At 69.9% G+C, this 21303-nt stretch carries 22 protein-coding genes; 14 read left to right on the top strand and 8 right to left on the bottom strand.

Annotation, left to right across the window (positions count from 1 at the left end; translation table 11 throughout):
• Nucleotides 1–26: 26 nt before the first annotated feature.
• Complete coding sequence (locus tag KZC52_RS05025) at nucleotides 27–833, bottom strand: CPBP family intramembrane glutamic endopeptidase (protein ID WP_247622960.1); 807 nt, start codon at nucleotides 831–833, stop codon at nucleotides 27–29.
• 103 nt (nucleotides 834–936) lie between these two features.
• Here KZC52_RS05025 and typA point away from each other — a divergent pair, with 103 nt between their 5' ends.
• The 4 genes from typA (at nucleotide 937) to KZC52_RS05005 (ending at nucleotide 6731) form a co-directional block, all read left to right on the top strand.
• Nucleotides 937–2850, top strand: a complete 1914-nt coding sequence (gene typA / locus KZC52_RS05020; RefSeq protein ID WP_247622959.1) for a translational GTPase TypA — start codon at nucleotides 937–939, stop codon at nucleotides 2848–2850.
• 220 nt (nucleotides 2851–3070) lie between these two features.
• Nucleotides 3071–3970 (top strand): aggregation-promoting factor C-terminal-like domain-containing protein, encoded by a 900-nt coding sequence (locus tag KZC52_RS05015; RefSeq protein ID WP_247622958.1) that lies wholly within the window; start codon nucleotides 3071–3073, stop codon nucleotides 3968–3970.
• 107 nt (nucleotides 3971–4077) lie between these two features.
• Nucleotides 4078–5097, top strand: a complete 1020-nt coding sequence (gene glsA / locus KZC52_RS05010) for a glutaminase A (RefSeq protein ID WP_247622957.1) — start codon at nucleotides 4078–4080, stop codon at nucleotides 5095–5097.
• Nucleotides 5094–6731 carry an MFS transporter gene (locus tag KZC52_RS05005; RefSeq protein ID WP_247622956.1) on the top strand — a complete coding sequence of 546 codons (1638 nt, stop codon included), beginning with the start codon at nucleotides 5094–5096 and terminating at the stop codon, nucleotides 6729–6731. The genes glsA and KZC52_RS05005 overlap by 4 nt, the downstream gene beginning before the upstream one ends.
• A 3-nt stretch (nucleotides 6732–6734) precedes the next feature.
• Here the strand turns inward: KZC52_RS05005 and KZC52_RS05000 are convergent, their stop codons facing one another.
• Nucleotides 6735–7283, bottom strand: coding sequence for a helix-turn-helix domain-containing protein (locus tag KZC52_RS05000; protein WP_247622955.1), 549 nt, complete (start codon nucleotides 7281–7283; stop codon nucleotides 6735–6737).
• A gap of 105 nt (nucleotides 7284–7388) precedes the next feature.
• Between KZC52_RS05000 and KZC52_RS04995 the strand changes: the two genes are divergently transcribed.
• The 6 genes from KZC52_RS04995 (at nucleotide 7389) to KZC52_RS04970 (ending at nucleotide 11787) form a co-directional block, all read left to right on the top strand.
• Nucleotides 7389–8108 (top strand): AzlC family ABC transporter permease, encoded by a 720-nt coding sequence (locus KZC52_RS04995; RefSeq protein ID WP_247622954.1) that lies wholly within the window; start codon nucleotides 7389–7391, stop codon nucleotides 8106–8108.
• Complete coding sequence (locus KZC52_RS04990) at nucleotides 8105–8419, top strand: AzlD domain-containing protein (protein ID WP_247622953.1); 315 nt, start codon at nucleotides 8105–8107, stop codon at nucleotides 8417–8419. Before KZC52_RS04995 ends, KZC52_RS04990 begins: the two co-directional genes overlap by 4 nt.
• 19 nt (nucleotides 8420–8438) lie before the next feature.
• On the top strand, nucleotides 8439–8822 hold the full coding sequence (locus tag KZC52_RS04985; protein WP_247622952.1) for a histidinol dehydrogenase: 384 nt from the start codon (nucleotides 8439–8441) through the stop codon (nucleotides 8820–8822).
• A gap of 9 nt (nucleotides 8823–8831) precedes the next feature.
• Nucleotides 8832–9152, top strand: a complete 321-nt coding sequence (fdxA, locus tag KZC52_RS04980) for a ferredoxin (RefSeq protein WP_042542002.1) — start codon at nucleotides 8832–8834, stop codon at nucleotides 9150–9152.
• 10 nt (nucleotides 9153–9162) lie between these two features.
• Nucleotides 9163–10275, top strand: coding sequence for a succinyldiaminopimelate transaminase (gene dapC / locus KZC52_RS04975; RefSeq protein ID WP_247622951.1), 1113 nt, complete (start codon nucleotides 9163–9165; stop codon nucleotides 10273–10275).
• A 216-nt stretch (nucleotides 10276–10491) separates the two neighbouring features.
• The gene (locus KZC52_RS04970; protein ID WP_247622950.1) at nucleotides 10492–11787 is read left to right on the top strand and encodes a citrate synthase; all 1296 of its coding nucleotides are present in this window, start codon (nucleotides 10492–10494) and stop codon (nucleotides 11785–11787) included.
• Between the two features lie 86 nt (nucleotides 11788–11873).
• Here KZC52_RS04970 and KZC52_RS04965 read toward each other — a convergent pair whose 3' ends face one another.
• Nucleotides 11874–13277, bottom strand: coding sequence for a DEAD/DEAH box helicase (locus tag KZC52_RS04965; RefSeq protein WP_247622949.1), 1404 nt, complete (start codon nucleotides 13275–13277; stop codon nucleotides 11874–11876).
• 251 nt (nucleotides 13278–13528) lie between these two features.
• The gene (gene dapD / locus KZC52_RS04960; RefSeq protein ID WP_247622948.1) at nucleotides 13529–14470 is read right to left on the bottom strand and encodes a 2,3,4,5-tetrahydropyridine-2,6-dicarboxylate N-succinyltransferase; all 942 of its coding nucleotides are present in this window, start codon (nucleotides 14468–14470) and stop codon (nucleotides 13529–13531) included.
• 86 nt (nucleotides 14471–14556) lie between these two features.
• Here dapD and dapE point away from each other — a divergent pair, with 86 nt between their 5' ends.
• The 3 genes from dapE to KZC52_RS04945 all read left to right on the top strand — a co-directional run bounded on the left by dapE (nucleotide 14557) and on the right by KZC52_RS04945 (nucleotide 17096).
• Nucleotides 14557–15630 carry a succinyl-diaminopimelate desuccinylase gene (gene dapE, locus KZC52_RS04955; RefSeq protein WP_247622947.1) on the top strand — a complete coding sequence of 358 codons (1074 nt, stop codon included), beginning with the start codon at nucleotides 14557–14559 and terminating at the stop codon, nucleotides 15628–15630.
• Nucleotides 15612–16829 (top strand): putative hexosyltransferase, encoded by a 1218-nt coding sequence (locus KZC52_RS04950; RefSeq protein ID WP_247622946.1) that lies wholly within the window; start codon nucleotides 15612–15614, stop codon nucleotides 16827–16829. The genes dapE and KZC52_RS04950 overlap by 19 nt, the downstream gene beginning before the upstream one ends.
• A 93-nt stretch (nucleotides 16830–16922) precedes the next feature.
• Nucleotides 16923–17096: a DUF3117 domain-containing protein gene (locus KZC52_RS04945; RefSeq protein WP_017203323.1), complete on the top strand. Its 174-nt coding sequence runs from the start codon at nucleotides 16923–16925 to the stop codon at nucleotides 17094–17096.
• An 84-nt stretch (nucleotides 17097–17180) separates the two neighbouring features.
• Here the strand turns inward: KZC52_RS04945 and KZC52_RS04940 are convergent, their stop codons facing one another.
• Nucleotides 17181–17819, bottom strand: coding sequence for an O-methyltransferase (locus tag KZC52_RS04940; RefSeq protein ID WP_247622945.1), 639 nt, complete (start codon nucleotides 17817–17819; stop codon nucleotides 17181–17183).
• An 89-nt stretch (nucleotides 17820–17908) separates the two neighbouring features.
• On the opposite strand from KZC52_RS04940, the gene KZC52_RS04935 reads away from it, so the two are divergent.
• The gene (locus KZC52_RS04935; protein WP_247622944.1) at nucleotides 17909–18283 is read left to right on the top strand and encodes a twin-arginine translocase TatA/TatE family subunit; all 375 of its coding nucleotides are present in this window, start codon (nucleotides 17909–17911) and stop codon (nucleotides 18281–18283) included.
• A 30-nt stretch (nucleotides 18284–18313) separates the two neighbouring features.
• On the opposite strand, the gene KZC52_RS04930 is transcribed toward KZC52_RS04935, so the two are convergent.
• The 3 genes from KZC52_RS04930 to KZC52_RS04920 are packed head-to-tail and all read right to left on the bottom strand — an operon-like array spanning nucleotide 18314 to nucleotide 21272.
• The gene (locus tag KZC52_RS04930; protein ID WP_247622943.1) at nucleotides 18314–19435 is read right to left on the bottom strand and encodes an Mrp/NBP35 family ATP-binding protein; all 1122 of its coding nucleotides are present in this window, start codon (nucleotides 19433–19435) and stop codon (nucleotides 18314–18316) included.
• Entirely contained in the window at nucleotides 19432–20001 is a 570-nt protein-coding gene (locus KZC52_RS04925) for a DUF1003 domain-containing protein (protein ID WP_247622942.1), read from the bottom strand. The genes KZC52_RS04930 and KZC52_RS04925 overlap by 4 nt, the downstream gene beginning before the upstream one ends.
• A complete protein-coding gene (locus KZC52_RS04920; RefSeq protein ID WP_247622941.1) occupies nucleotides 20001–21272 on the bottom strand; it encodes a magnesium transporter MgtE N-terminal domain-containing protein in 1272 nt (423 codons plus the stop codon). The genes KZC52_RS04925 and KZC52_RS04920 overlap by 1 nt, the downstream gene beginning before the upstream one ends.
• Nucleotides 21273–21303 lie beyond the last annotated feature (31 nt).

The raw sequence follows: 21303 nt of genomic DNA, 5'->3' as shown, positions 1-21303 counted from the left end.
GCGGATCGCCGGGGCTTCTCGGGCGATCAGCCCGGGAGGCCGAAGAGCGCCGGCCACGTCGCCGCCGCCCACGGGTAGCCGACGAACACCGTCGCGTCGATCAGGAAGTGCGCGACGAGGAACGGCAGCAGGCGTCCGGTGCGCAGGAACAGCCAGCCGAACAGCAGCCCCATCGCGAGGTTGCCGATGAAGGCCCCGGGTCCCTGATAGAGGTGGTACGTCGCCCGGAGCACCGAGGTCGCGATGATGATGGTCCAGGGCGACCATCCGAGCTGCTTGAGCCGGGCGAAGAGATACCCGAGCACGACGAACTCCTCCTGCAACGACGCTCGCGCGGCGGCCAGCAGCAGGATCGGGATCGTCCACCAGTGGGTGTCGAGTCCGCCCGGGTTCACCGCGACGAACAGACCCAGTGCCCGGCCGACGACGTACAGGCCGAGGCCCGGGATGCCGATGGCCAGCACGAGGAGCGCGCCCCGGCCGATGTCGACGCCGACGCGTGTGCCGTCGAGGCCGAGGCGGGCGAGGTGCGGTCGACGGTGCTGCCAGAGCAGGAAGCAGACGAGCAGCACCGGTACGAGCGAGAAGCCGATCGACAGCACCTGGTAGATCAGGTCGAAGACCTCGCGGTCGCTGCGTGAGGGATTCAGCGTCGCGGTCTGATCGGCGAGCGGGGTGTCGTCCGTGAGCCGGTAGGCGAGCTGGACGATCGCGTAGATCGCCGACTGGCCGAGACCGAGCGCGAGCACGATCGCGATCTCCCACCACAGCCGCCGCGCCGAGGGCTCGGAGGCCGGGTCAGGGAGCGGTCGGTCTGCGTCTTCGTGCCTCACTTTTCCGATGGTACGGCCTCCGTTCAGCCGGGGGTCCTGCGCGTGCGTTATCCTGGAACGTCGGTTTCCCGACTCCTCCCACTCCTCTTCTTAGGATTCCTGCATGGCTCACGCCCTCCGCTCTGACCTCCGCAACGTCGCCATCGTCGCTCACGTCGACCACGGCAAGACCACTCTTGTCGACGCGATGCTCCGCCAGACCGGCTCGTTCGGTGAGCACTCGCACGTCGAAGAGCGCGCGATGGACTCGAACGACCTCGAGCGCGAGAAGGGCATCACGATCCTCGCCAAGAACACGGCGATCACCTACAAGGGCAAGCACGCCGGCGGCAAGGAGATCACGATCAACGTGATCGACACCCCGGGTCACGCCGACTTCGGTGGTGAGGTCGAGCGCGGCCTGTCGATGGTCGACGGCGTCGTGCTGCTCGTCGACGCGAGCGAGGGCCCGCTCCCGCAGACCCGCTTCGTGCTGCGCAAGGCGCTCGAGGCCAAGCTCCCCGTCATCCTGCTGGTCAACAAGACCGACCGCCCCGACGCCCGCATCGCGGAGGTCGAGGAGGAGGCCCACGACCTGCTGCTGGGTCTGGCGTCCGACCTCGTCGACGACGTGCCCGACCTCGACGTCGACGCACTGCTCGACGTGCCGGTCGTCTACGCATCCGGTCGTGCCGGTGCGGCGTCGCAGAACCGTCCCGCCGACGGCTCGCTGCCCGACAACGACGACCTCGAGCCGCTCTTCGAGGCGATCCTCGAGCACGTCCCGGCTCCGTCCTACGACGACGAGGCGCCCCTGCAGGCGTGGGTCACGAACCTCGACTCCAGCCCCTTCCTCGGTCGCCTCGCGCTGCTGCGCGTCTTCAACGGCACGCTGAAGAAGGGCCAGACCGTCGCCTGGGTACGCTCCGACGGCACCACCAGCAACGCCCGCATCACCGAGCTGCTGATGACCCGAGCGCTCGAGCGCTACCCGGCCGAGTCCGCGGGCCCGGGCGACATCGTCGCGATCGCGGGCTTCGAGAACATCACCATCGGCGAGACGATCGCCGACCCCGAGGACGTGCGCCCGCTCCCGGCGATCACGGTCGACGACCCCGCCATCTCGATGACGATCGGCACCAACACCTCGCCGCTGATGGGCAAGGTCAAGGGCCACAAGCTCACGGCGCGCATGGTCAAGGACCGTCTCGACAAGGAGCTCATCGGTAACGTCTCGCTCAAGGTCGTCGACATCGGACGCCCGGATGCCTGGGAGGTCCAGGGCCGCGGTGAGCTCGCCCTCGCGATCCTCGTCGAGAACATGCGTCGCGAAGGCTTCGAGCTCACGGTCGGAAAGCCGCAGGTGGTCACGAAGAAGATCGACGGCAAGACCTACGAGCCCTTCGAGCACCTCACGATCGACACGCCGGAGGAGCACCTCGGCGCGATCACCCAGCTCCTCGCGAACCGCAAGGGTCGCATGGAGAACATGACCAACCACGGCACCGGTTGGGTGCGCATGGAGTTCATCGTCCCGTCGCGCGGCCTCATCGGCTTCCGCAGCGAGTTCCTCACCACGACTCGCGGCACCGGCATCGCGAACGCGATCTCGCACGGCTACGAGCCCTGGGCCGGATCCATCACGACCCGCCAGAACGGCTCGATCGTCGCCGACCGTCAGGGTGTCGTCACCCCGTTCGCCATGATCGCCCTGCAGGAGCGCATGTCGTTCTTCGTGCAGCCGACCGCCGAGGTCTACGAGGGCATGGTCATCGGCGAGAACTCGCGCGCCGACGACATGGACGTGAACATCACCAAGGAGAAGAAGCTCACCAACATGCGTGCGGCGAGCTCCGACTCGTTCGAGTCGATGACGCCCCCGCGTCAGTTGACGCTCGAGGAGAGCCTCGAGTTCGCGCGTGACGACGAATGCGTCGAGGTCACGCCGGAGGCCGTGCGCATCCGCAAGGTGAACCTCGACGCCAACACGCGTGCGCGCGAGACCGCTCGCCTCAAGCGTCAGGATGCCAACGCCTGAGTCCGAACAGGATCTATAAGAGGGCCTCGCTCCGCAGAAATGCGGCAGCGAGGCCCTTTTCTCATGAAAAGCCCAGGTGGGACCTATATTCCGTCCAGGCTCTGCGGAGGGTTCGTTCAGAAACATGACACAGAATCGATGACTTGCGTCCGATGAGTCGGCTCCCGATGAGCCGCCCTGTCCGCAGGTCCGGGCGCTCGACGACCCGAAAGTCGATTCTTTGCTTCACCTTCAGAACACCCGTGCTTCCCGGCGCGCCCTCGAGGCCGCCACCGCCCACTCCGCCGTCCGCTCACGTCGGCCGTTGCTGCTCCTCGGCACCGCCGTCGGTGCGATGCTCGGCATCACGCTGACCGCCGGACTCGTCGCGGGCCCGGCCTCCGGCGCCACCGTGACCGATGACGCATCGCCCTCGGCGACCACCGGCACCACCACGACCGTCGAGGCGTCGGACGACGTCGCGGCGACCGCGACCGCCGCGACTGATGCCATCGATGCCGCCGATCAGCTGTCCGCCCAGATCGACGCCGCAGGCTTCGACCTGAGCGGAGTCGTCCCCGCCGTCGAGACCGCGCAGTTGCAGAGCAATGTCGACACCCTCGACGGTCGGAAGGCCGTTCCGGCCATCGAGCTCACTCTCACCACGGTCATCGCCCAGCAGCACACCGAGAAGGTGATCGAGCAGACCGCAGCGCTCCAGTCGGCGTTCACCACGGCGCAGGAGAAGAAGGCGGCGGACGACGCGGCCGCCGCGGCCGCCGCGCAGGCGCAGGCAGAGGCCGAGGCGGCAGCTGCAGCGCTCGCCTCGTCGAACACCCCCGAGGGGGCCAAGGCGACCGCACGTGTCATGGCGGCCGACCAGTACGGCTGGGGAGAGGACCAGTTCTCCTGCCTGAGTTCGCTGTGGCAGAAGGAGTCGAGCTGGAACTACCAGGCCTACAACCCGAGCGGCGCGACCGGCATCCCGCAGGCGCTCCCCGGCAGCAAGATGGCCTCGGCGGGCAGCGACTGGCAGACCAATGCCGCGACCCAGATCGCCTGGGGTCTGGGATACATCTCGTCCGTGTACGGCACCCCGTGCAGCGCGTGGGGGCACTCGCAGGCGATGAACTGGTACTGAGCCCGCAGGCACCCGCGAACGCCCCCGGTAGACACCTTCTACCGGGGGCGTTCGAGCGCTATCGTGGCGAATGACGGCTGGGGCGTCGTCGAACGCGAGGAGAGCCCGTGGACACCGCCGGATGGGACCACGTCCCGCAGCAGGTCTCGACCGGGGCATTGCCCGGGTGGCGAGACGTCGAGCGGCTGGTCGGTGACGCGCACGCGCGCTTCGCCCGGGATTCCGACGGCATCGTCGCCGACTACATCCCCGTGCTCGCCGAGGTCGACCCCGAGCTCTTCGGGCTCGCCGTCATCGAGGTCGGCGGGGGAGTGCACGACGCGGGCGACGCGCAGCATCCGTTCTCGATCCAATCGATCTCGAAGATGTTCGTCTACGCCCTCGCCATCCAGGAACACGGGCACGAGCGCGTCCGCGAGATCGTCGGGGTCAACAACACAGGGCTTCCCTTCAACTCGGTGATGGCGCTCGAGCTGAACGCCGGGCATCCCATGAACCCCATGGTCAACGCCGGCGCGATCGCCACCACCGCGCTCATGCCGGGGGAGACGTCCGCCGAGCAGTGGGAGCGCGTCCGTGAGGGTCTGTCGGCGTTCGCAGGCCGCGCTCTCGGACTCGACGGCGTCGTCTACGCCTCCGAGGCGCGTACGAACGACCGCAACCGAGCGCTCGGGCGCCTGCTCACCAGCTATGGACGCCTCGAGGGAGACTCCGACGAGGTCGTCGACGTCTACACCCGCCAGTGCGCTCTCACGGTGAGCGCGCACGATCTGGCGGTCATGGGGGCCACCCTGGCCGACGGCGGCGTCAATCCCCTCACCGGACAGCGCGTGGTGTCGGCCGAGGTATGCCGTGACACGCTCGCCGTCGTCGCCGCCAGCGGCCTGTACGAGCGCTCGGGTGAATGGCTGTTCGAGATCGGACTCCCGGCCAAGTCCGGTGTCTCCGGGGGCATCGTCGCGGTCGCCCCCGGCAAGGGCGCCGTCGCGGGCTTCTCGCCGCGTCTCGACGATGCCGGCAACTCCGTGCGCTCGCAGCGCGCGATCGGCTACCTCTCCCGGGCTCTCGGGCTCAACCTGTTCGCGTCCGCACCCGCCGCTCCACCCGCCCCCGAGGAGTCCCGATGACCGAGTCCGCGCCGCAGACCGCATCCGTCGCCGTGAAGTCGTCCTGGCTTCCCATGATCAGCCTGTTCATGGCGCAGGTGCTGATGTCGTTCAACGTCGCCGCGCTCCCCATCTCGCTGGGTGGGATGGTGAGCGAGTTCGGCGTGCCGCCGACGGTCGCGAGCACCACGATCGTCATGTACGGGTTGGCCGTCGCGGCGCTCGTGATGACCGGTGCGAAGCTCGGTCAGCGCGTCGGATGGGTGCTGATCTTCCGCGTCGTGATCGCGCTGTTCGCGGCATCGTCGGTGCTCATGCTGATCGCCCCGAGCATCGGATGGGCGATCGCGGGTCAGGCGGTGGCCGGTGCCGCGGCGGCGATCATCGTGCCCTCGATCGTCGCGCTCATCGCCGAGAACTACCGCGGCGCCCAGCAGGCGACGGCGATCGGCGCGATCGGTTCGGCGCGGGCGATCTCCGGCGTCACCGCGTTCCTCATCGGCGGCACTCTCGGCACTCTCGTCGGGTGGCGTCCGATGTTCTTCATCGTCCTCGGCATCGCCGTGCTCGTCTTCGCCTTCAGCTTCACGCTGCGCGGAGACCGCGGCGACCCCGGCATCCGCATCGATCTCGTCGCCTCGCTCCTCATCGGCGCGGCGATCGTGCTCCTCACCCTCGGCTTCAACAATCTCAACGGCTGGGGAGCGATCGAGGCGACGGAGGCGGCCCCGTTCGACATCCTGGGGCTCTCCCCGGCACCGCTCTTCATCGTGGCCGGCGTCGTGCTGGGGCAGGGGTTCTTCCTGTGGACGCGTCGGCGGATCGCCGAGGGACGTGTGCCGCTGATCGACCTCAGCATCCTGCGTTCCTCGAAGGAGCGCGCGGCGGTATACGCCATGTTCATCGTGGTCGCACTCGAGGCGTGCGTGAACTTCACGATCCCGCTCTACATCCAGATCGTGCAGGGGAGGACTCCCTTCGACACCTCGATCGCGATGATGCCGTTCAACCTCACCGTGTTCATCACCGCGACCCTCGTCGTGCGGTTCTACAAGCGCTACCCGCCGCGTGTGATCGGCGTCTTCGGATTCCTTCTCACGACCGGCGCCCTTGTGTGGCTCTCGTTCGTCGTGAACAACAACTGGGAGACGCTGCCGACGATCCTCGGTCTGGTGGTGTTCGGGATCGGGCAGGGGGCGCTCGTGACCCTCGTCTTCAACGTGCTCGTCACCGCGGCGCCGTCGTCGCTCGCGGGTGACGTGGGATCGCTGCGGGGCACGACCCAGAACCTCGCGTCGGCGGTGGGCACGGCGGTCGCGGGTGCGCTGCTCGTCTCTCTGCTGGGGCTGAGCGTCGGGCGCGCGGTCGTGGAGCATCCGGAGCTGCCGCCGGCGCTCGTCGCGCAGGTCGATCTCGACAGCGTGAACTTCGTGAGCAACGACGACCTGCGCGTGGTGCTCGAGCGCACCGACGCGACGCCCGCCCAGGTCGACGCCGCCGTGGCCGTCAACGAGGAGTCCCGTCTGTCGACGCTGCGGCTCGGGCTGCTCGTGCTCGCCGGGATCAGCGCCCTGGCGATCCTCCCGGCCTCCCGACTGCCGCGCTACAAGCCGGAGGAGATCCCGGATCCGTCGCCCGTGGCCGCGTCGGACTGATCCTCAGCGCAGCTCGGAGATCAGCACGGCGCTCGTGCTCGGGGCCGTGGCCTCGAACACGTGCGGGGCGTCGCCCGGGTAGGTGAGGTAGTCGCCCGGGTTCAGCAGTGCGGCGGCCTCGGCGGGGCCGACCTTCGCCTGCCCCGAGATCAGCACCACGTGCTCGATGGTCCCGGGGTGGTGCGGATCGGAGCGTCGGGCCTGGCCCGGTTCGGCGGAGATCAGGTACAGGTCGCGCCGTGCGCCGGGCGGGGAAGCGGCCAGCAGGGTGGCGCTGTACGCGGCGGCCGAGGACGGGACGCCGCTGAGATCCTCCCGGCGGATGAGCGTGGGCCCGCTCTGGGGCGGGTCGACGAAGACGGCGAACGGCACGTCGAGTGCGACGCCGAGCGCCCAGAGGGTCTCGACGCTCGGGTTTCCGGCTCCGCTCTCGAGCTGCGACACGGTGGCCTTCGAGACGCCGGCGCGCCGAGCGAGTTCCGAGACCGAGAGGGCTGCGGCTTCACGCTCCCGGCGCAGCGTGCGGGCGATGCGGGCGCGGAGATCCTCCATGTGTTCATCATGTCAAACGATCGTTCGCTTGACTAGTCGTCCCTGAATGTTCAGAATGATGGTCATGTGTTCATTGCAGCGAACGGTGCGCGAGGGGATCGCCCCGTGACCGCCGAGCGCGAGGTCTGGCGCGAGGCCCTCGGCGTCGTACTGGCGACGAGCGCGTACGGCATCTCGTTCGGTGCCCTCGCCGTCGCCGCCGGGCTCGACGTCTGGCAGACCTGCGTGCTGAGCCTGCTCATGTTCACGGGAGGATCGCAGTTCGCCTTCGTCGGGGTCTTCGCGGCCGGCGGTGTCACGGCGCTCCCCTCGGCGATCGCCTCGGCCGTCCTCCTCGGCGTGCGCAACGTCGCCTACGGCATGCGCATGTCGCCGGTCATCGGGGGAGGGCCCGCGACCCGTGCGCTGGCCGCCCACTTCACGATCGACGAATCGACGGCGGTGGCGATCGCCCAGAGCGATCCGCGCCTGCGCCGGGTCGGATTCTGGGTCACCGGCATCGGGATCTTCGTCGGCTGGAACATCACCACCCTCATCGGCGCCCTCGTCGGCAACGTGCTCGGCGATCCGAAGGACTGGGGGCTGGATGCCGCCGCGGCGGCCGCCTTCCTGGCGCTGCTGTGGCCGCGCCTGCAGCAACGCCAGGCGATCGCGGTCGGGATCGCCGCCGCCGTCGTCGCCGCGGCGCTCACGCCCTTCCTCCTCCCCGGTCTGCCGGTGCTCGTCGCGGCCCTCGTAGCCGTGATCGTCGGGTGGTTCAACTGGCTGGGGCGCCCGGCATCCGACGGCCGCGCAGCGGATGCCGATGAGAAGGGGGAGTCATGACACTGTGGAGTGCGATCCTGCTGGCGGCTCTCGTCTGCCTGTCGCTGAAGGCCGTCGGATACCTCGTGCCGCCGAAGGTGCTCGAGGCGCCCCGACCCGCGCGTATCTCCGACCTGCTGACCGTCGCCCTGCTCGCGGCGCTCGTCGCGGTGCAGACGCTGGGCGACGGTCAGGCGATCGTCGTCGATGCGCGCGTGCCCGCTCTGCTCGTCGCGGCGGGTCTGCTGTGGCTGCGGCAGTCCTTCCTCGTCGTGGTGTTCGCGGCGGCGCTCACCGCTGCCCTCCTGCGTCTGTTCGGACTCGCGGCCTGACCGCGCGTAGGATCGGAGGGTGGGCGTGAGTCGGTTGTCGAGAGTTCTGTCGTGGGTGGCCTCGGCCCTGGTCGGTGGCGTCTACGGTGTCGCCGGAACGATCGCGCACAGCCAGACCTGGGGTCCGATCCCGACCGGCATGATCGTCGGAGCGATCGCGTGCGCGGCGATCCTCGTCGCCATCCGCGTGCTCACCCACGACCGCGGCGCCGCCGTCGCGGCCGGCCTCGGGATGGTGGGCATGCTGCTCTTGATCTCCGGCCGGGGCCCCGGCGGATCCGTCGTCGTCGAGAACACGCTCGCGGGACAGATCTGGACGTACCTGATCGCCGCGATCGTTCTCGTCGTCATCGCGTGGCCGTCGTTCCGGTCGGTGCCCGTCGCCACGGAGGCGGAGAAGTAGACTGGAGCGGTGACGTATGTGATCGCCCTCCCGTGTGTCGATGTGAAGGACCGAGCCTGCATCGACGAATGCCCCGTCGACTGCATCTACGAAGGCGAGCGCTCCCTCTACATCCATCCGGACGAGTGCGTCGACTGCGGCGCCTGCGAGCCGGTGTGCCCCGTCGAGGCGATCTACTACGAGGACGACCTGCCCGATGAGTGGCAGGACTACTACAAGGCGAACGTCGAGTTCTTCGACGAGGTCGGCTCGCCCGGAGGCGCGGCCAAGGTCGGCGTCATCGCGCACGACCACCCGATCATCGCGGCCCTGCCGCCCCAGGGCGAGTAGGCCGGCGCCCGTGAGCGTCCGCGACCTCGCCGACTACCCCTGGGACGCCGTCGTCCCCTTCCGCGAGCGGGCGTCCGCGCACGCCGGCGGACTCGTCGACCTCTCCGTCGGGTCGCCCGTCGATCCCACGCCCGAGATCATCCGGCGCGCTCTCGCCGAGGCGACGGACGCGCACGCCTACCCGCAGACCGTCGGTACACCGGCACTGCGCGAGGCGATCGTCTCCTGGTACGCGCGTCGCCGCGGGGTCGATGACCTCACCGTCGCGAACGTGCTGCCCACGATCGGCTCGAAGGAGTTCGTGGCGCTCCTCCCGACCCTCCTCGGGCTGGGAGAGGGCGACATCGTCGTGCACCCCGAGATCGCCTACCCCACCTATGACGTCGGAGCACGCGTGGTCGGAGCGACGCCGCTTCCCGCCGATGACCCGGCGGACTGGCCCGAGGGCACCAAGCTGATCTGGATCAACACTCCGGGCAATCCCGACGGTCGCACCTGGACGGTCTCGGAGCTCGCCGCCGCGGTGCGCCGTGCGCGCGAGCTGGATGCCGTCATCGCGAGCGACGAGTGCTACGCGGAGCTCGGCTGGGACGGCGCCTGGGCGACCGAGGCGATCCCGTCGATCCTCGATCCGCGGGTGACCGGGGGGTCGCGGGCCAACCTGCTCAGCGTCTACTCGCTGAGCAAGCAGTCGAACCTCGCGGGCTACCGCGCCGCCTTCGTCGCCGGCTGCGCGCGCATCGTCGCCGACCTGCTCACCGCCCGCAAGCACCTCGGCCTCATGCCGCCCGAACCCGTGCAGCACGCCATGGCGGTGGCGCTCGGCGACGACGAGCACGTCGCCGCCCAGAAGGAGCTCTACCGCGAACGGCGGGAGCTGCTGCGTCCCGCCGTGGAGGCCGCCGGGTTCCGTCTCGACGGCTCCGAAGCCGGTCTCTACCTCTGGGTGACCGAGGGGCGTGACGCATGGGAGTCGATGGCTCGCCTCGCCGATCTCGGCATCCTGGCGGGTCCGGGTCCGTTCTACGGAGCAGCCGCCGCCTCGCACGTGCGTCTCGCGCTGACGGCGCCGACGGAGCGCGTCGCGGAGGCCGCTCGACGCCTGCACGCCGCCGCTTCGTAGAGAATCTGTAGGTTTCCCCCTCCCAGCACCGATCCGTTTGGCGGATGCGACAGTAGGCGTGCGGGCCTACTAGGCTGTAAAGGCGATTCGGTCGTGACCGACCTGGCGCTGTGCGCCGTGCGATCGCCCGCTCCGATGAGATCAGGTTCCAAGGATGACCGATCTGCTCGGGGCGAGACGAGACAGACTACGGGCAGAAACCCCAAGGAGGTCCGCGTGAGTGCAGCGGCAGACCAGCAGGCCACGGCGAAGCTGACGATCGGTGACACGACCGCCGAGTTCCCCGTGCTGCAGGGCACGGCGGGCCACAACAGCATCGACTTCTCGACGCTGACCCGCCAGACCGGCTACACCGGGCTCGACTACGGGTTCGTCAATACGGCGTCGACGAAGTCCGACATCACCTTCATCGACGGCGACAAGGGCATCCTGCGCTACCGCGGGTACCCGATCGAGCAGCTCGCCGGTCGCACCAGCTACCTCGAGGTCGCCTGGCTGCTCATCTACGGCGAGCTCCCCTCGGAGTCCGAGCTGGCCGAGTTCGACGAGAAGATCCGTCGCCACACGCTGCTGCACGAAGACCTCAAGCACTTCTTCTCGGCACTGCCGCACACGGCGCACCCGATGTCGGTGCTGTCCTCGGCCGTCGCCGCGCTCTCGACCTACTACGAGGGCCAGACCGACCCGCACAACCCCGAGCACGTCGAGATCAACACGATCCGCATGCTCGCGAAGCTCCCGGTGATCGCGGCCTACGCGCACAAGAAGAGCGTCGGTCAGGCCTTCCTCTACCCCGACAACTCGCTCGGCTTCGTCGAGAACTTCCTCAAGCTCAACTTCGGCGTCAACTCCGAGCCCTACGAGATCAACCCGGTCATGTCGAAGGCGCTCGAGCTCCTGCTGATCCTGCACGAGGACCACGAGCAGAACGCGTCGACCTCGACCGTGCGACTGGTCGGATCGACCGGGGCGAACCAGTTCGCGTCGGTGTCCGCCGGCATCCAGGCCCTCTCGGGGCCGCTGCACGGCGGGGCCAACGAGGCCGTTCTCACGATGCTCGGCCAGATCCGCGACTCGGGTCAGAGCGTCTCGCGCTTCGTCGAGCGGGTGAAGAACAAGGAAGAGGGCGTGAAGCTGATGGGCTTCGGGCACCGGGTCTACAAGAACTACGACCCGCGCGCCAAGCTCGTCAAGGACGCCGCCGACGAGGTCCTCGCCTCCCTCGGCGTCACCGACCCGCTCCTCGACCTCGCGAAGGAGCTCGAGGAGATCGCTCTCGCCGACGACTACTTCCGCGAGCGTCGTCTGTATCCGAACGTCGATTTCTACACCGGCGTGATCTACAAGGCGATGGGGTTCCCCACGCGCATGTTCACGGTGCTGTTCGCCATCGGCCGTCTGCCCGGCTGGCTTGCGCAGTGGCGCGAGCTGCAGCTCGACCCGCAGACCAAGATCGGTCGCCCGCAGCAGCTGTACACCGGGTCTCCGGAGCGTTCGTACCCGAACCGCTGACACGCGGAAACGACAAGGCCCGGCATCCCCAGAGGGGGTGCCGGGCCTTTCGTCATTCAGCTTCGTGGATGAGCGGATGCTGCGGGTCAGCGTCCCTGCGAACCGCGGCCGCCCTGGCGGGACTGTCCACCCTGGCCGCCCTGACGACCCTGGCCGCCCTGGCGCGCGAAACCGCCGCCCTGGCTCTGGCCCTGACCGCCACCGGAGCGGGGGCGACGACGGCGTGCGGGCGGGTTCGCCGCGCCGCTGCGCTCGCCACCGGCCGGGCGCTGCTTCGGAGCCTGACGCTGCGGAGCCTGCACCGGGGCGGGACGCACGTGCGGTGCGCGCTCCGGGACGAGCTCGGTCACGGCGCCGGCGGTGACGTCTTCGAGCGGGGCGACGATCGCGGCCTTGCGCAGCAGGTCCTTGACGTCGCGGCGCTGCTCGGGGAGCACGACCGTGACGACGGTACCGGCGGCACCGGCGCGGGCGGTGCGGCCCGAGCGGTGCAGGTACGCCTTGTGCTCCATGGGCGGGTCGACGTGAACGACCAGGTCGACGTTGTCGACGTGCACGCCGCGGGCCGCGACGTCGGTCGCGACCAGCACGCGCACGCCGCCGTCGGCGGGGTCCGACGAGAACGCGCCGAGGTTGCGCTCGCGGGCGTTCTGCGAGAGGTTGCCGTGCAGGTCGACGGCGGGGATGCCCGCAGCGGTGAGCTGCTTGGCGAGCTTCTTCGCCTGGTGCTTGGTGCGGGTGAACAGGATGCGGCGACCGGTGCCCGACGCGAGGTCGCGCACGAGGGTCGTCTTGTTCTCGGTGGAATCGACGACGAGCACGCGGTGCGTCATCTCGCCCACGGGGACGCTCTCCTCGTCGACCTCGTGGCTGACGGGGTTCGAGAGGAAGCGGCGGGCGAGCGAATCGATGCCGCGGTCGAGCGTCGCGCTGAAGAGCAGGCGCTGTCCGCCGGCCGGCGTCGCGGTGAGGATGCGCGTGACGCCGGGCAGGAAGCCGAGGTCGGCCATGTGGTCGGCCTCGTCGAGTACGGCGACCTCGACCGCGCTGAGCCGCACGATCTGCTGCTTCATGAGGTCTTCGAGGCGGCCGGGGCACGCGACGACGATGTCGACGCCGCCACGGAGCGCCTGCTCCTGCGGGCGCTGGCTGACACCGCCGAAGACGGTGGTCACGCGCAGGCCGGCGGCCTCGGCGAGGGGCGAGATCGTTGCGGCGATCTGCGTCGCGAGCTCACGGGTCGGGGCGAGTACCAGACCGCGGGGGAGGCCCGCACGGCGCTGCTTGCCGGACGCGGCGAGGCGCGCGACGAGGGGGAGAGCGAAGGCGATGGTCTTGCCACTGCCGGTGCGACCGCGACCGAGCAGGTCGCGGCCGGCGAGCGAGTCGGGGAGGGTGTCGCGCTGGATCGCGAAGGCTTCGGTCTTGCCGGAATCGGCGAGAACGGCGGCGAGTTCGGCGGGAACGCCGAGTTCGAGGAAAGTAGGCATGGATGACTCCGTCCGTACGCGAGAAGACACGCACGATAGTGGGCTGAGGTGGGCGACGGCGCTCGCAGGGGGCGTGCGCATCGGTTCGCCGTGCGAAAGGCCAGCAGAGCGCTGGTGATGGGAGCCGGGTGACTCGCTTCGGTCCTCAGAGACCCCGTGACGACGACGACGTTGGCGAGCTCGTGCTCGGGCAACAGCCACAGTCTATCAGCGCCCGCTCCGAGGCGGCCGCAGGTGCGGATGACCGCGCGTCAGGCGTGCAGCGCCTCGTTGAGCGTGACACCGACGCCCGCGCGACGCACGGCCTCGACCGCGCCGCTGATCGAGTTGCGGCGGAACAGCAGTCCGTTCTGCCCCGACAGCTCTGCGCCCTTCACGCTGGTGCGGGTGCCCTCGGCCGTCACGGGGCCGTCGACGAGCACGATCTTGGTGCCGGCGGTGACGTAGAGGCCCGCCTCGACCACGCAGTCGTCGCCCAGCGAGATGCCGATACCGGCGTTCGCGCCCAGGAGCGTGCGCGACCCGATCGAGACGCGGTGCGAGCCCCCGCCCGAGAGGGTTCCCATGATCGATGCGCCGCCACCGATGTCGCTGCCGTCGCCCACGACGACGCCCTGCGAGATGCGGCCCTCGACCATCGAGGCCCCGAGGGTGCCCGCGTTGAAGTTGACGAATCCCTCGTGCATCACGGTGGTCCCCGGCGCGAGGTGGGCGCCGAGGCGCACGCGCGAGGCGTCGGCGATGCGCACGCCCTGCGGCTGCAGGTAGTCGGTCAGGCGGGGGAACTTGTCGAGCCCCTGCACCTGGATTCCCGCACGCTGGAGCTGCGGACGCAGGCGGGCGGCATCGGCGGGGAGCACGGGGCCGGCGTTCGTCCAGGCGACGTTCGGGAGGTGACCGAAGATCCCGTCGAGGTTCAGCTCGTTCGGGCGCACGAGCAGGTGCGAGAGCGCGTGCAGACGCAGATAGGCGTCGGCGGTCGAGGCCGGGGCGGCATCGAGGTCGATCTCGAGCCGCACGGGCTCGACGGTGACGTTGCGCCGTGCGTCGGGACCCGTGAGTCCGTCGAGATCTGCCGCGGCATCCGAGGGCAGGGCGCCGGTGCCGAGGGCGGCGTACCAGGCGTCGAGAACCGTGCCGTCGCCGGCGATGGTCGAGAGTCCGATTCCCCACACGGTGCGCGCATCAGTCATGCCTCCACGGTACCGGCTCCCGCGATCACGCCCGGCCCATGTGACCGGCGTCCGATGACCGCGCGCCGAGGTCATAGGCTGGGGTCATGGTGCTCGATCTGACCGCATCCTCTCTCGACCTCACGCGCGCGATCTGCGACATCGCGAGCGTCTCCGGAGACGAGAAGACCCTGGCCGACGCGATCGAGCAGGCGCTCGTGCCGCTCGACCACCTCGAGGTCATCCGGCACGGCAACACGATCGTCGCCCGTACCGACCTCGGTCGCGCCCAGCGGGTGGCCATCGCCGGTCACATCGACACCGTCCCCATCAACGACAACCTGCCCACGCGCCTGATCGACGTCGACGGCGAGGCGTACCTCTGGGGCCGCGGCACGGTCGACATGAAAGCGGGCACGGCGGTGCAGCTGAAGCTCGCCGCCGAGCTGACCGATCCCGTCGTCGACATCACGTGGATGTGGTACGACAACGAGGAGGTCGAGGCGTCGAAGAACGGACTCGGTCTGCTCGCCGCCGTGCGTCCCGATCTCTTCGTCGCCGACTTCGCGATCCTCGGAGAGCCGTCCGACGGCGAGGTCGAGGGCGGATGCAACGGCACCATGCGCGCGATCGTGCGCACGAGCGGTGTCCGCGCGCACAGCGCACGCGCCTGGATCGGCGAGAACGCCATCCACCGCGCGGCCCCCATCCTCGCCCGCCTGGGCGAGTACCGGGCGCGCGAGGTGCTGGTCGAGGGTCTTCTGTACCGCGAGAGCCTCAGCGCCGTGCGCATCAGCGGCGGTGTCGCGGGCAACGTCATCCCCGATGCCTGCGAGGTCGAGATCAACTACCGGTTCGCTCCGAGCAAGTCGGCGGCGGATGCCGAGGCTCACCTGCGCAGTGTGCTCGCGGGCTTCGACCTCGAGGTCACGGACTCGGCGGAGGGTGCACGTCCCGGCCTCGACGCACCGATCGCCCAGCAGTTCGTGGCCGCCGTCGGCGCGGAACCGCGCCCCAAGTACGGCTGGACCGATGTCGCCCGTTTCTCTGCGCTCGGCATCCCGGCGGTGAACTACGGGCCCGGCGATCCCCACCTCGCCCACCACGACGAGGAGCGCGTCCCCGTCGCGCAGATCGATGCCGTCGAGCGGGGACTGCGGGCGTGGCTCAGCTCGCACTGAGCGCCGCGCGTCGGTGGGCGCAGATGCCGCTGCCGCTGCGCATCGCCGTCATCTACCTGATCGCCCGGCTCGTCACGACGGGCTTCCTCCTCTTCGCGGCATCCGCCTCGACGTCGCTGTCGCGCTTCGGAGCGGATGCCGGACTGGCCGACTTCGTGCTCGGCTGGGATGCGCAGTGGTACTGGCTGGTCGCGGAGAGCGGATATCCCTCGACGCTCGAGCTGACCGACGCGGGCACCGTCGTCGAGAACCAGTGGGCGTTCATGCCCGTCTTCGCCTACGCGGCGAAGGCGATCGGGTTCCTCTTCGGTTCCTGGGGAGTGGGGGCGTTCCTGCTCTCGTTCGTGGCCGGCTATCTCGCCTGCCTCGCTCTGCATCGGCTGCTGCGTGACCGGATCGGATCGTCCGCGGCGCTGTGGGCGGTGGTGTTCTTCGCCGCGGGGCCGCTCGCGGCGATGTTCCAGGTGGGATACGCCGAAACGCTGTTCCTGCTCCTGCTCTTCCTGGCACTGGACGCGGTGATCCGCCGCCGGTACGCCTGGCTGTACCTCCTGCTCCCGATCCTGGCGTTCACCCGCCCGGGCATCCTGGCGTTCGCGCTGCTGCTCGGCCTCCACGGCATCGCCCGCTGGGTGAATCGTCGCCGCGAACCGCTGACCGCCGTCGAGATCGTTCACATCGTCGCGACGGCGGCGCTCGCGACCGTCGCCGGTTTCTCGTGGCAGGTAATCGCCGGTCTCGTCACGGGCGACATGGGCGCGTACCTCGCCACCGAGCTGGCGTGGCGTCAGCACTGGATCAGCGGGGGAGTGGCCGGGTTCGTACCCTTCGAGGGCTGGATCCAGGCGTCGCAGTTCTGGTTCGCGCAGTGGGGTATCCCCGCGTGGTGCGGCCCGATCGGACTCGTGGTCATAGTCGTCGCCACCGGACTCGCGCTCCTGCGCTCGCCGCAGGTTCGAGCGCTCGGTCTCGACCTCCGGCTCTGGAGCGCGAGCTACCTGCTGTACCTGCTGGCGGTGTTCTTCCCGCAGTCGAGCACCTTCCGGCTGCTCCTGCCGATCAGTCCGCTCTGGGGAGCGGTGGCGGTGCCGCGCTCGCGGCTCTGGCGGCTGAGCGTTCTGGCGCTGTGCCTCGTGGGTCAGGGCGTGTGGATCTACTTCGTCTACGCGCTCGGGAACACCTTCTGGCAGGTGCCGTGAACATGAAGAATCGATGCATTTCTTCACAGGTGACGCTCAGGTCGCGACGACACCGATAAACTCTTCCCATACCACCGAGGAAAGGAAGCCGCGATGGCAGCGATGAAGCCGAGGACCGGGGACGGCCCCATGGAGGCCGTGAAAGAAGGACGACTCATCATCGTGCGCGTTCCGCTCGAAGGAGGAGGCCGTTTGGTCGTCTCCGTGAACGACGCCGAGGCCAAGGAGCTTCACGACGTGCTGGCAGCCGTCGTGGCGCCGGCCTGAGTCACCCCGATCCGTCTCACGGATCAACCGAAGGAGGCGGCGGATCATCGGATCCGTCGCCTCCTTCGTCTGTCGTGGGGAGCGTCAGTCGCGCTCGGCGACGCTGATCAACTGCAGCAGGCCCTCGCCCGCGGGAGACACGGTCGCGAGCACGGCCGACGACTCCTGGGTCTCCTGGATCAGGGAGCGGTAGCCCGCCGTGATCTCATCGCGCTGCACGGGGTCGGCCACGCGGCCTCCCGCGAGAACGCGGGGGACGAGCACGATACCGCCGCGGCGGACGAGGCGCAGTCCGTGCTCCACGTAGTCGATGACGTTCTCGGGATCGGCGTCGACGAGCACGATGTCGTAGGCGTCCTCGTTCATGCGGGGGAGCACATCGGCGGCGCGGCCCGTGATGAAGCGGGCGCGGGTGGCCGGGACCTTCGCGTCGGAGAACGACTGGCGGGCCGCGGCGAGGTGCTCGGGCTCGTTGTCGATCGAGGTGAGCACGGCCTGCGGCGCGCCGCGCAGCAGCCAGAGTCCGGATACTCCGGCGCCGGTGCCGATCTCGACGATCGAACGGGCGGCGGTCGCGGCGGCGAGCACGGCGATCTGCGAGCCGACGGCGATGCTGATCGGCGCCGCTCCGAGCTCGACGCCGTGCGCCCGAGCGCGCGCGATCGCATCCGGTTCCGTGAGGGACTCTCGGATGAAACGTGCGTTCGCGTCGTGTTCGCTCATGACCTGATCCTCCCGTCCACGCTGTGACTCCTCCCAGCGTATTGGCTCGGTGCGCACGCGGAGCGCAGGCGCGGCGGTAGCCTGGACAGATGCAGTTCGGGTTGACCTTCGAGAAGCTTCTGCTGATCGGTCTCATCGCGGTGCTCATCGTGGGCCCCGAACGCCTTCCGCGCATGGCCGAGGGCTTCGCCAAGGTCGTGCGCCGCGCCGGGGAGTACCTCCGCGACACGCGCACCCGCGTGCGCGACGAGATGGGCCCCGAGCTCGACGACGTCGACTGGCGCAAGCTCGATCCCCGCCAGTACGACCCCCGTCGCATCATCCGGGACGCCCTCCTCGAGGAGCCGACCCCTCCGACGCATCCGATGGCGGCGGCCGCCGCCATCGCGGAGCCCGAGCCGCGCACCCCGCCGCAGAGGTTCACTCCCGGCGAGCTTCCGCCCTTCGATCTCGAAGCCACCTGATCGCATCGGCGATCTACGGCGGTCGCGACCTCAGCCGAGCGACATCGGCAACGGGCGACCGGCGAGTCCGCGCCCGCGCCCGGCCAGGGAACGTGCGAGGGCGCGGATGGTCGTGGCCGCGGCATCCGTCTCGGCATCCAGCACGACCGGAGCACCCGCATCCCCGCCGGCGCGCAGCGCGGGGCTCAGGGGGATCGAGGCCAGCAGGGGGACGTCGGCTCCGTCGGACGACAGCGCCTCCGCGACCGCGGCTCCACCGCCCGCACCGAACAGATCGACCACGGTCCCGTCGGGAAGGGTGAGCCCCGCCATGTTCTCGACCACCCCGATCACGCGCTGGCCGGTCTGGCGGGCGACGAGTCCGCTGCGGATGGCGACCTCGGCGGCGGCCGCCTGCGGGGTCGTCACCACGAGCACCTCGGCGTGCGGCAGCAGCTGTCCGATCGAGATGGCGATGTCGCCGGTGCCCGGCGGCATGTCGATCAGCAGGATGTCGAGGTCGCCGAAGTGCACGTCCGTGAGGAACTGCGACACGGTGCGGTGCAGCATGGGGCCGCGCCAGGCGACCACGCCCTCGCCTTCGCGCAGGAACATCCCGATCGATATGGTCTTCACCCCGTGCGCGACCGGCGGCAGCATGAGGTCGTCGATGCGCGTCGGCTGCGTGCCGGCGGGGATGCCCAGCAACCCGGGGATGGAGAAGCCGTGCACATCCGCGTCGACGAGGCCGACCGCGAGGCCGAGGTCGGCGAGGGCGACGGCGAGATTCGCGGTGACGGTCGACTTGCCGACGCCGCCCTTGCCGCTGGAGACGAGGATCACGCGGGTCAGCGAGTCCGGGCCGAAGGGCATCTGGCGGGGTGCCCTGCCGTCGCGCAGCTTCTCGGTCAGGCGCTTGCGCTCCTCGGGCGTCATCACCCCGACCTCGACCTCGACGGCGTCTATGCCGGGAACGGATGCCGCGGCACGGCGCACATCGGACTCGATCTTCGTCGCGGCCGGGCATCCGACGATCGTCAGGACGATCCCGACGGTGGCGCTGCCGCCCTCCACGACGATGTCGCGCACCATGTCGAGGTCGCCGATCGGACGTCGGAGTTCCGGATCGGATACCGCGGCGACCGCGCGTCGGACGTCATCGGCGGACGTCATGCGCGCGGACGACGCGGAGGCCGCGTCGCCACCGGCCCCGTGGTCGGCGCGGGGGAGGCCGCGGGGGCCTCGGGGTCCGCGTCGTGGTCACCGAGGTCGGCGAGCAGCGCCTTGAGCTCCTGTCGCAGCACGTCGCGCGTGACGACGTGCGAGTTGCGCTCCTCGAGCGCCATGCGCAGCGCGACGATCTCGCGGGCGAGGTACTCGGTGTCGGCGAGGTTCCGCTCGGCGCGCTGACGGTCCTGCTCGATCTGCACCCGGTCACGGTCGTCCTGCCGGTTCTGCGCGAGCAGGATCAGCGGCGCGGCGTAGGAGGCCTGCAACGAGAGCACGAGGGTCAGAGCGGTGAATCCGAGGGCGGCGTCGTCGAACCGCAGGCTCGTGGGCGACATCGTGTTCCACACGATCCACAGGATGCAGAACAGGCTGAGGATCAGCAGGAACGCCGGTGTGCCCATCGCGCGGGCGACCCACTCGGTGAACCGTCCGAAGCGGTCGCGCGAGGTCGGACGCTGACGGGTCGTGCCGCGCCCGAGCGGGGCGTCGAGGCGGGGGGAGCGGGCCATCAGCGCACCTCCGTGGTCGTGTCGTCCGACACCTCATCGACATCGTGCGTGCGCCAGTCGTCGGGCAGCAGGTAGTCGAGCACATCGTCGACGCTGATCGCACCGACGAGCCGGTGCGCGGCATCGACGACGGGGAGCGAGACGAGGTCGTAGCTGGCCAGCAGACGGGCGACCTCGGCCGCGGAGGCCGTGGCGGACACCGGTTCGAGACTGTCGTCGACGATCGCGCCGAGGCGCTCGTGCGGCGGGTAGCGCAGCATCCGTTGGAAGTGCACGACGCCGAGGAGGCGGCCCGTCGGGGTCTCGAACGGGGGAAGGGTGACGAAGACCGCGGCCGCGAGGGCGGGGTGCAGCTCGTGGCGGCGGATCAGCGCGAGCGCCTCGGCGACCGTCGCGTCGGCCGAGAGCACGATCGGCTCGGGCGTCATGAGCCCGCCGGCGGTGTCGGGGCCGTAGCGCAGCAGCATGCGCACGTCTTCGGCCTCCTCCGGCTCCATGAGCTCGAGGAGGTGCTCCAGGCGGTTCGGCGGGAGCTGGGCGAGCAGGTCGGCCGCGTCGTCCGGTTCCATCTGGTCGAGGATGTCGGCGGCGCGCTCGTCGCCGAGGCGGTCGAGGATGTGCACCTGCTCGTCCTCGGGCATCTCCTCCATGGCGTCGGCGAGGCGGTCGTCGGACAGCTCCTCGGCGACCTCGATCATGCGCTGCTGCGGCAGATCGAGGAGCGTGTTGGCGAGGTCGGCCGCGTGCAGCTCGGAGTACGACGCCACGAGCTGTTCGGCGGACTGCGACTCACCGGGCGCGCGCTCCTCGGTGACCTCGCTCCAGGCGGCGAAGGTCGTCGAGCCCTTCGCGAACGGCGAGGCACTGGTCTTCGGCTTCCGGAGGAACAGCTGGCTGACGGCCCACTCGCCGAGTCGATTCGGCTCGATGGCGACGTCTTCGATCACGGCCGTGCCGCTGCCGTCGGCGAAGCTGACGCGGCGCCCCAGCATCTCGGCGAGGACGCGCACCTCGCCGGCGCGCGGCGAGAAGCGGCGCACGTTGATGAGCCCGGTGCTGATGACCTGACCGGAGCGGATCGAGGTGACCCGACCGATCGACAGGAAGACGTGGCGACGGCCCGGGATCTCGACGACGAGGCCGATCACGCGGGGGGCCGCGGTACTTCGGTACACGATGACGACGTCTCGGACCTTGCCGAGCCGGTCGCCCACGGGGTCGAAGACGGCGCAACCGGCCAGGCGCGCGGCGAATACCCGTTGTGTGCTCACCCACCCAGCGTAGTCCGCGCGGCCCCGGGGC

Origin of the sequence: Microbacterium galbinum (assembly GCF_023091225.1) — a bacterium.
Lineage (GTDB): Bacteria > Actinomycetota > Actinomycetes > Actinomycetales > Microbacteriaceae > Microbacterium > Microbacterium galbinum.
The sequence above is the reverse complement of the archived record's forward strand: the minus strand, read 5'-3'. Positions and strand labels throughout refer to the sequence as shown.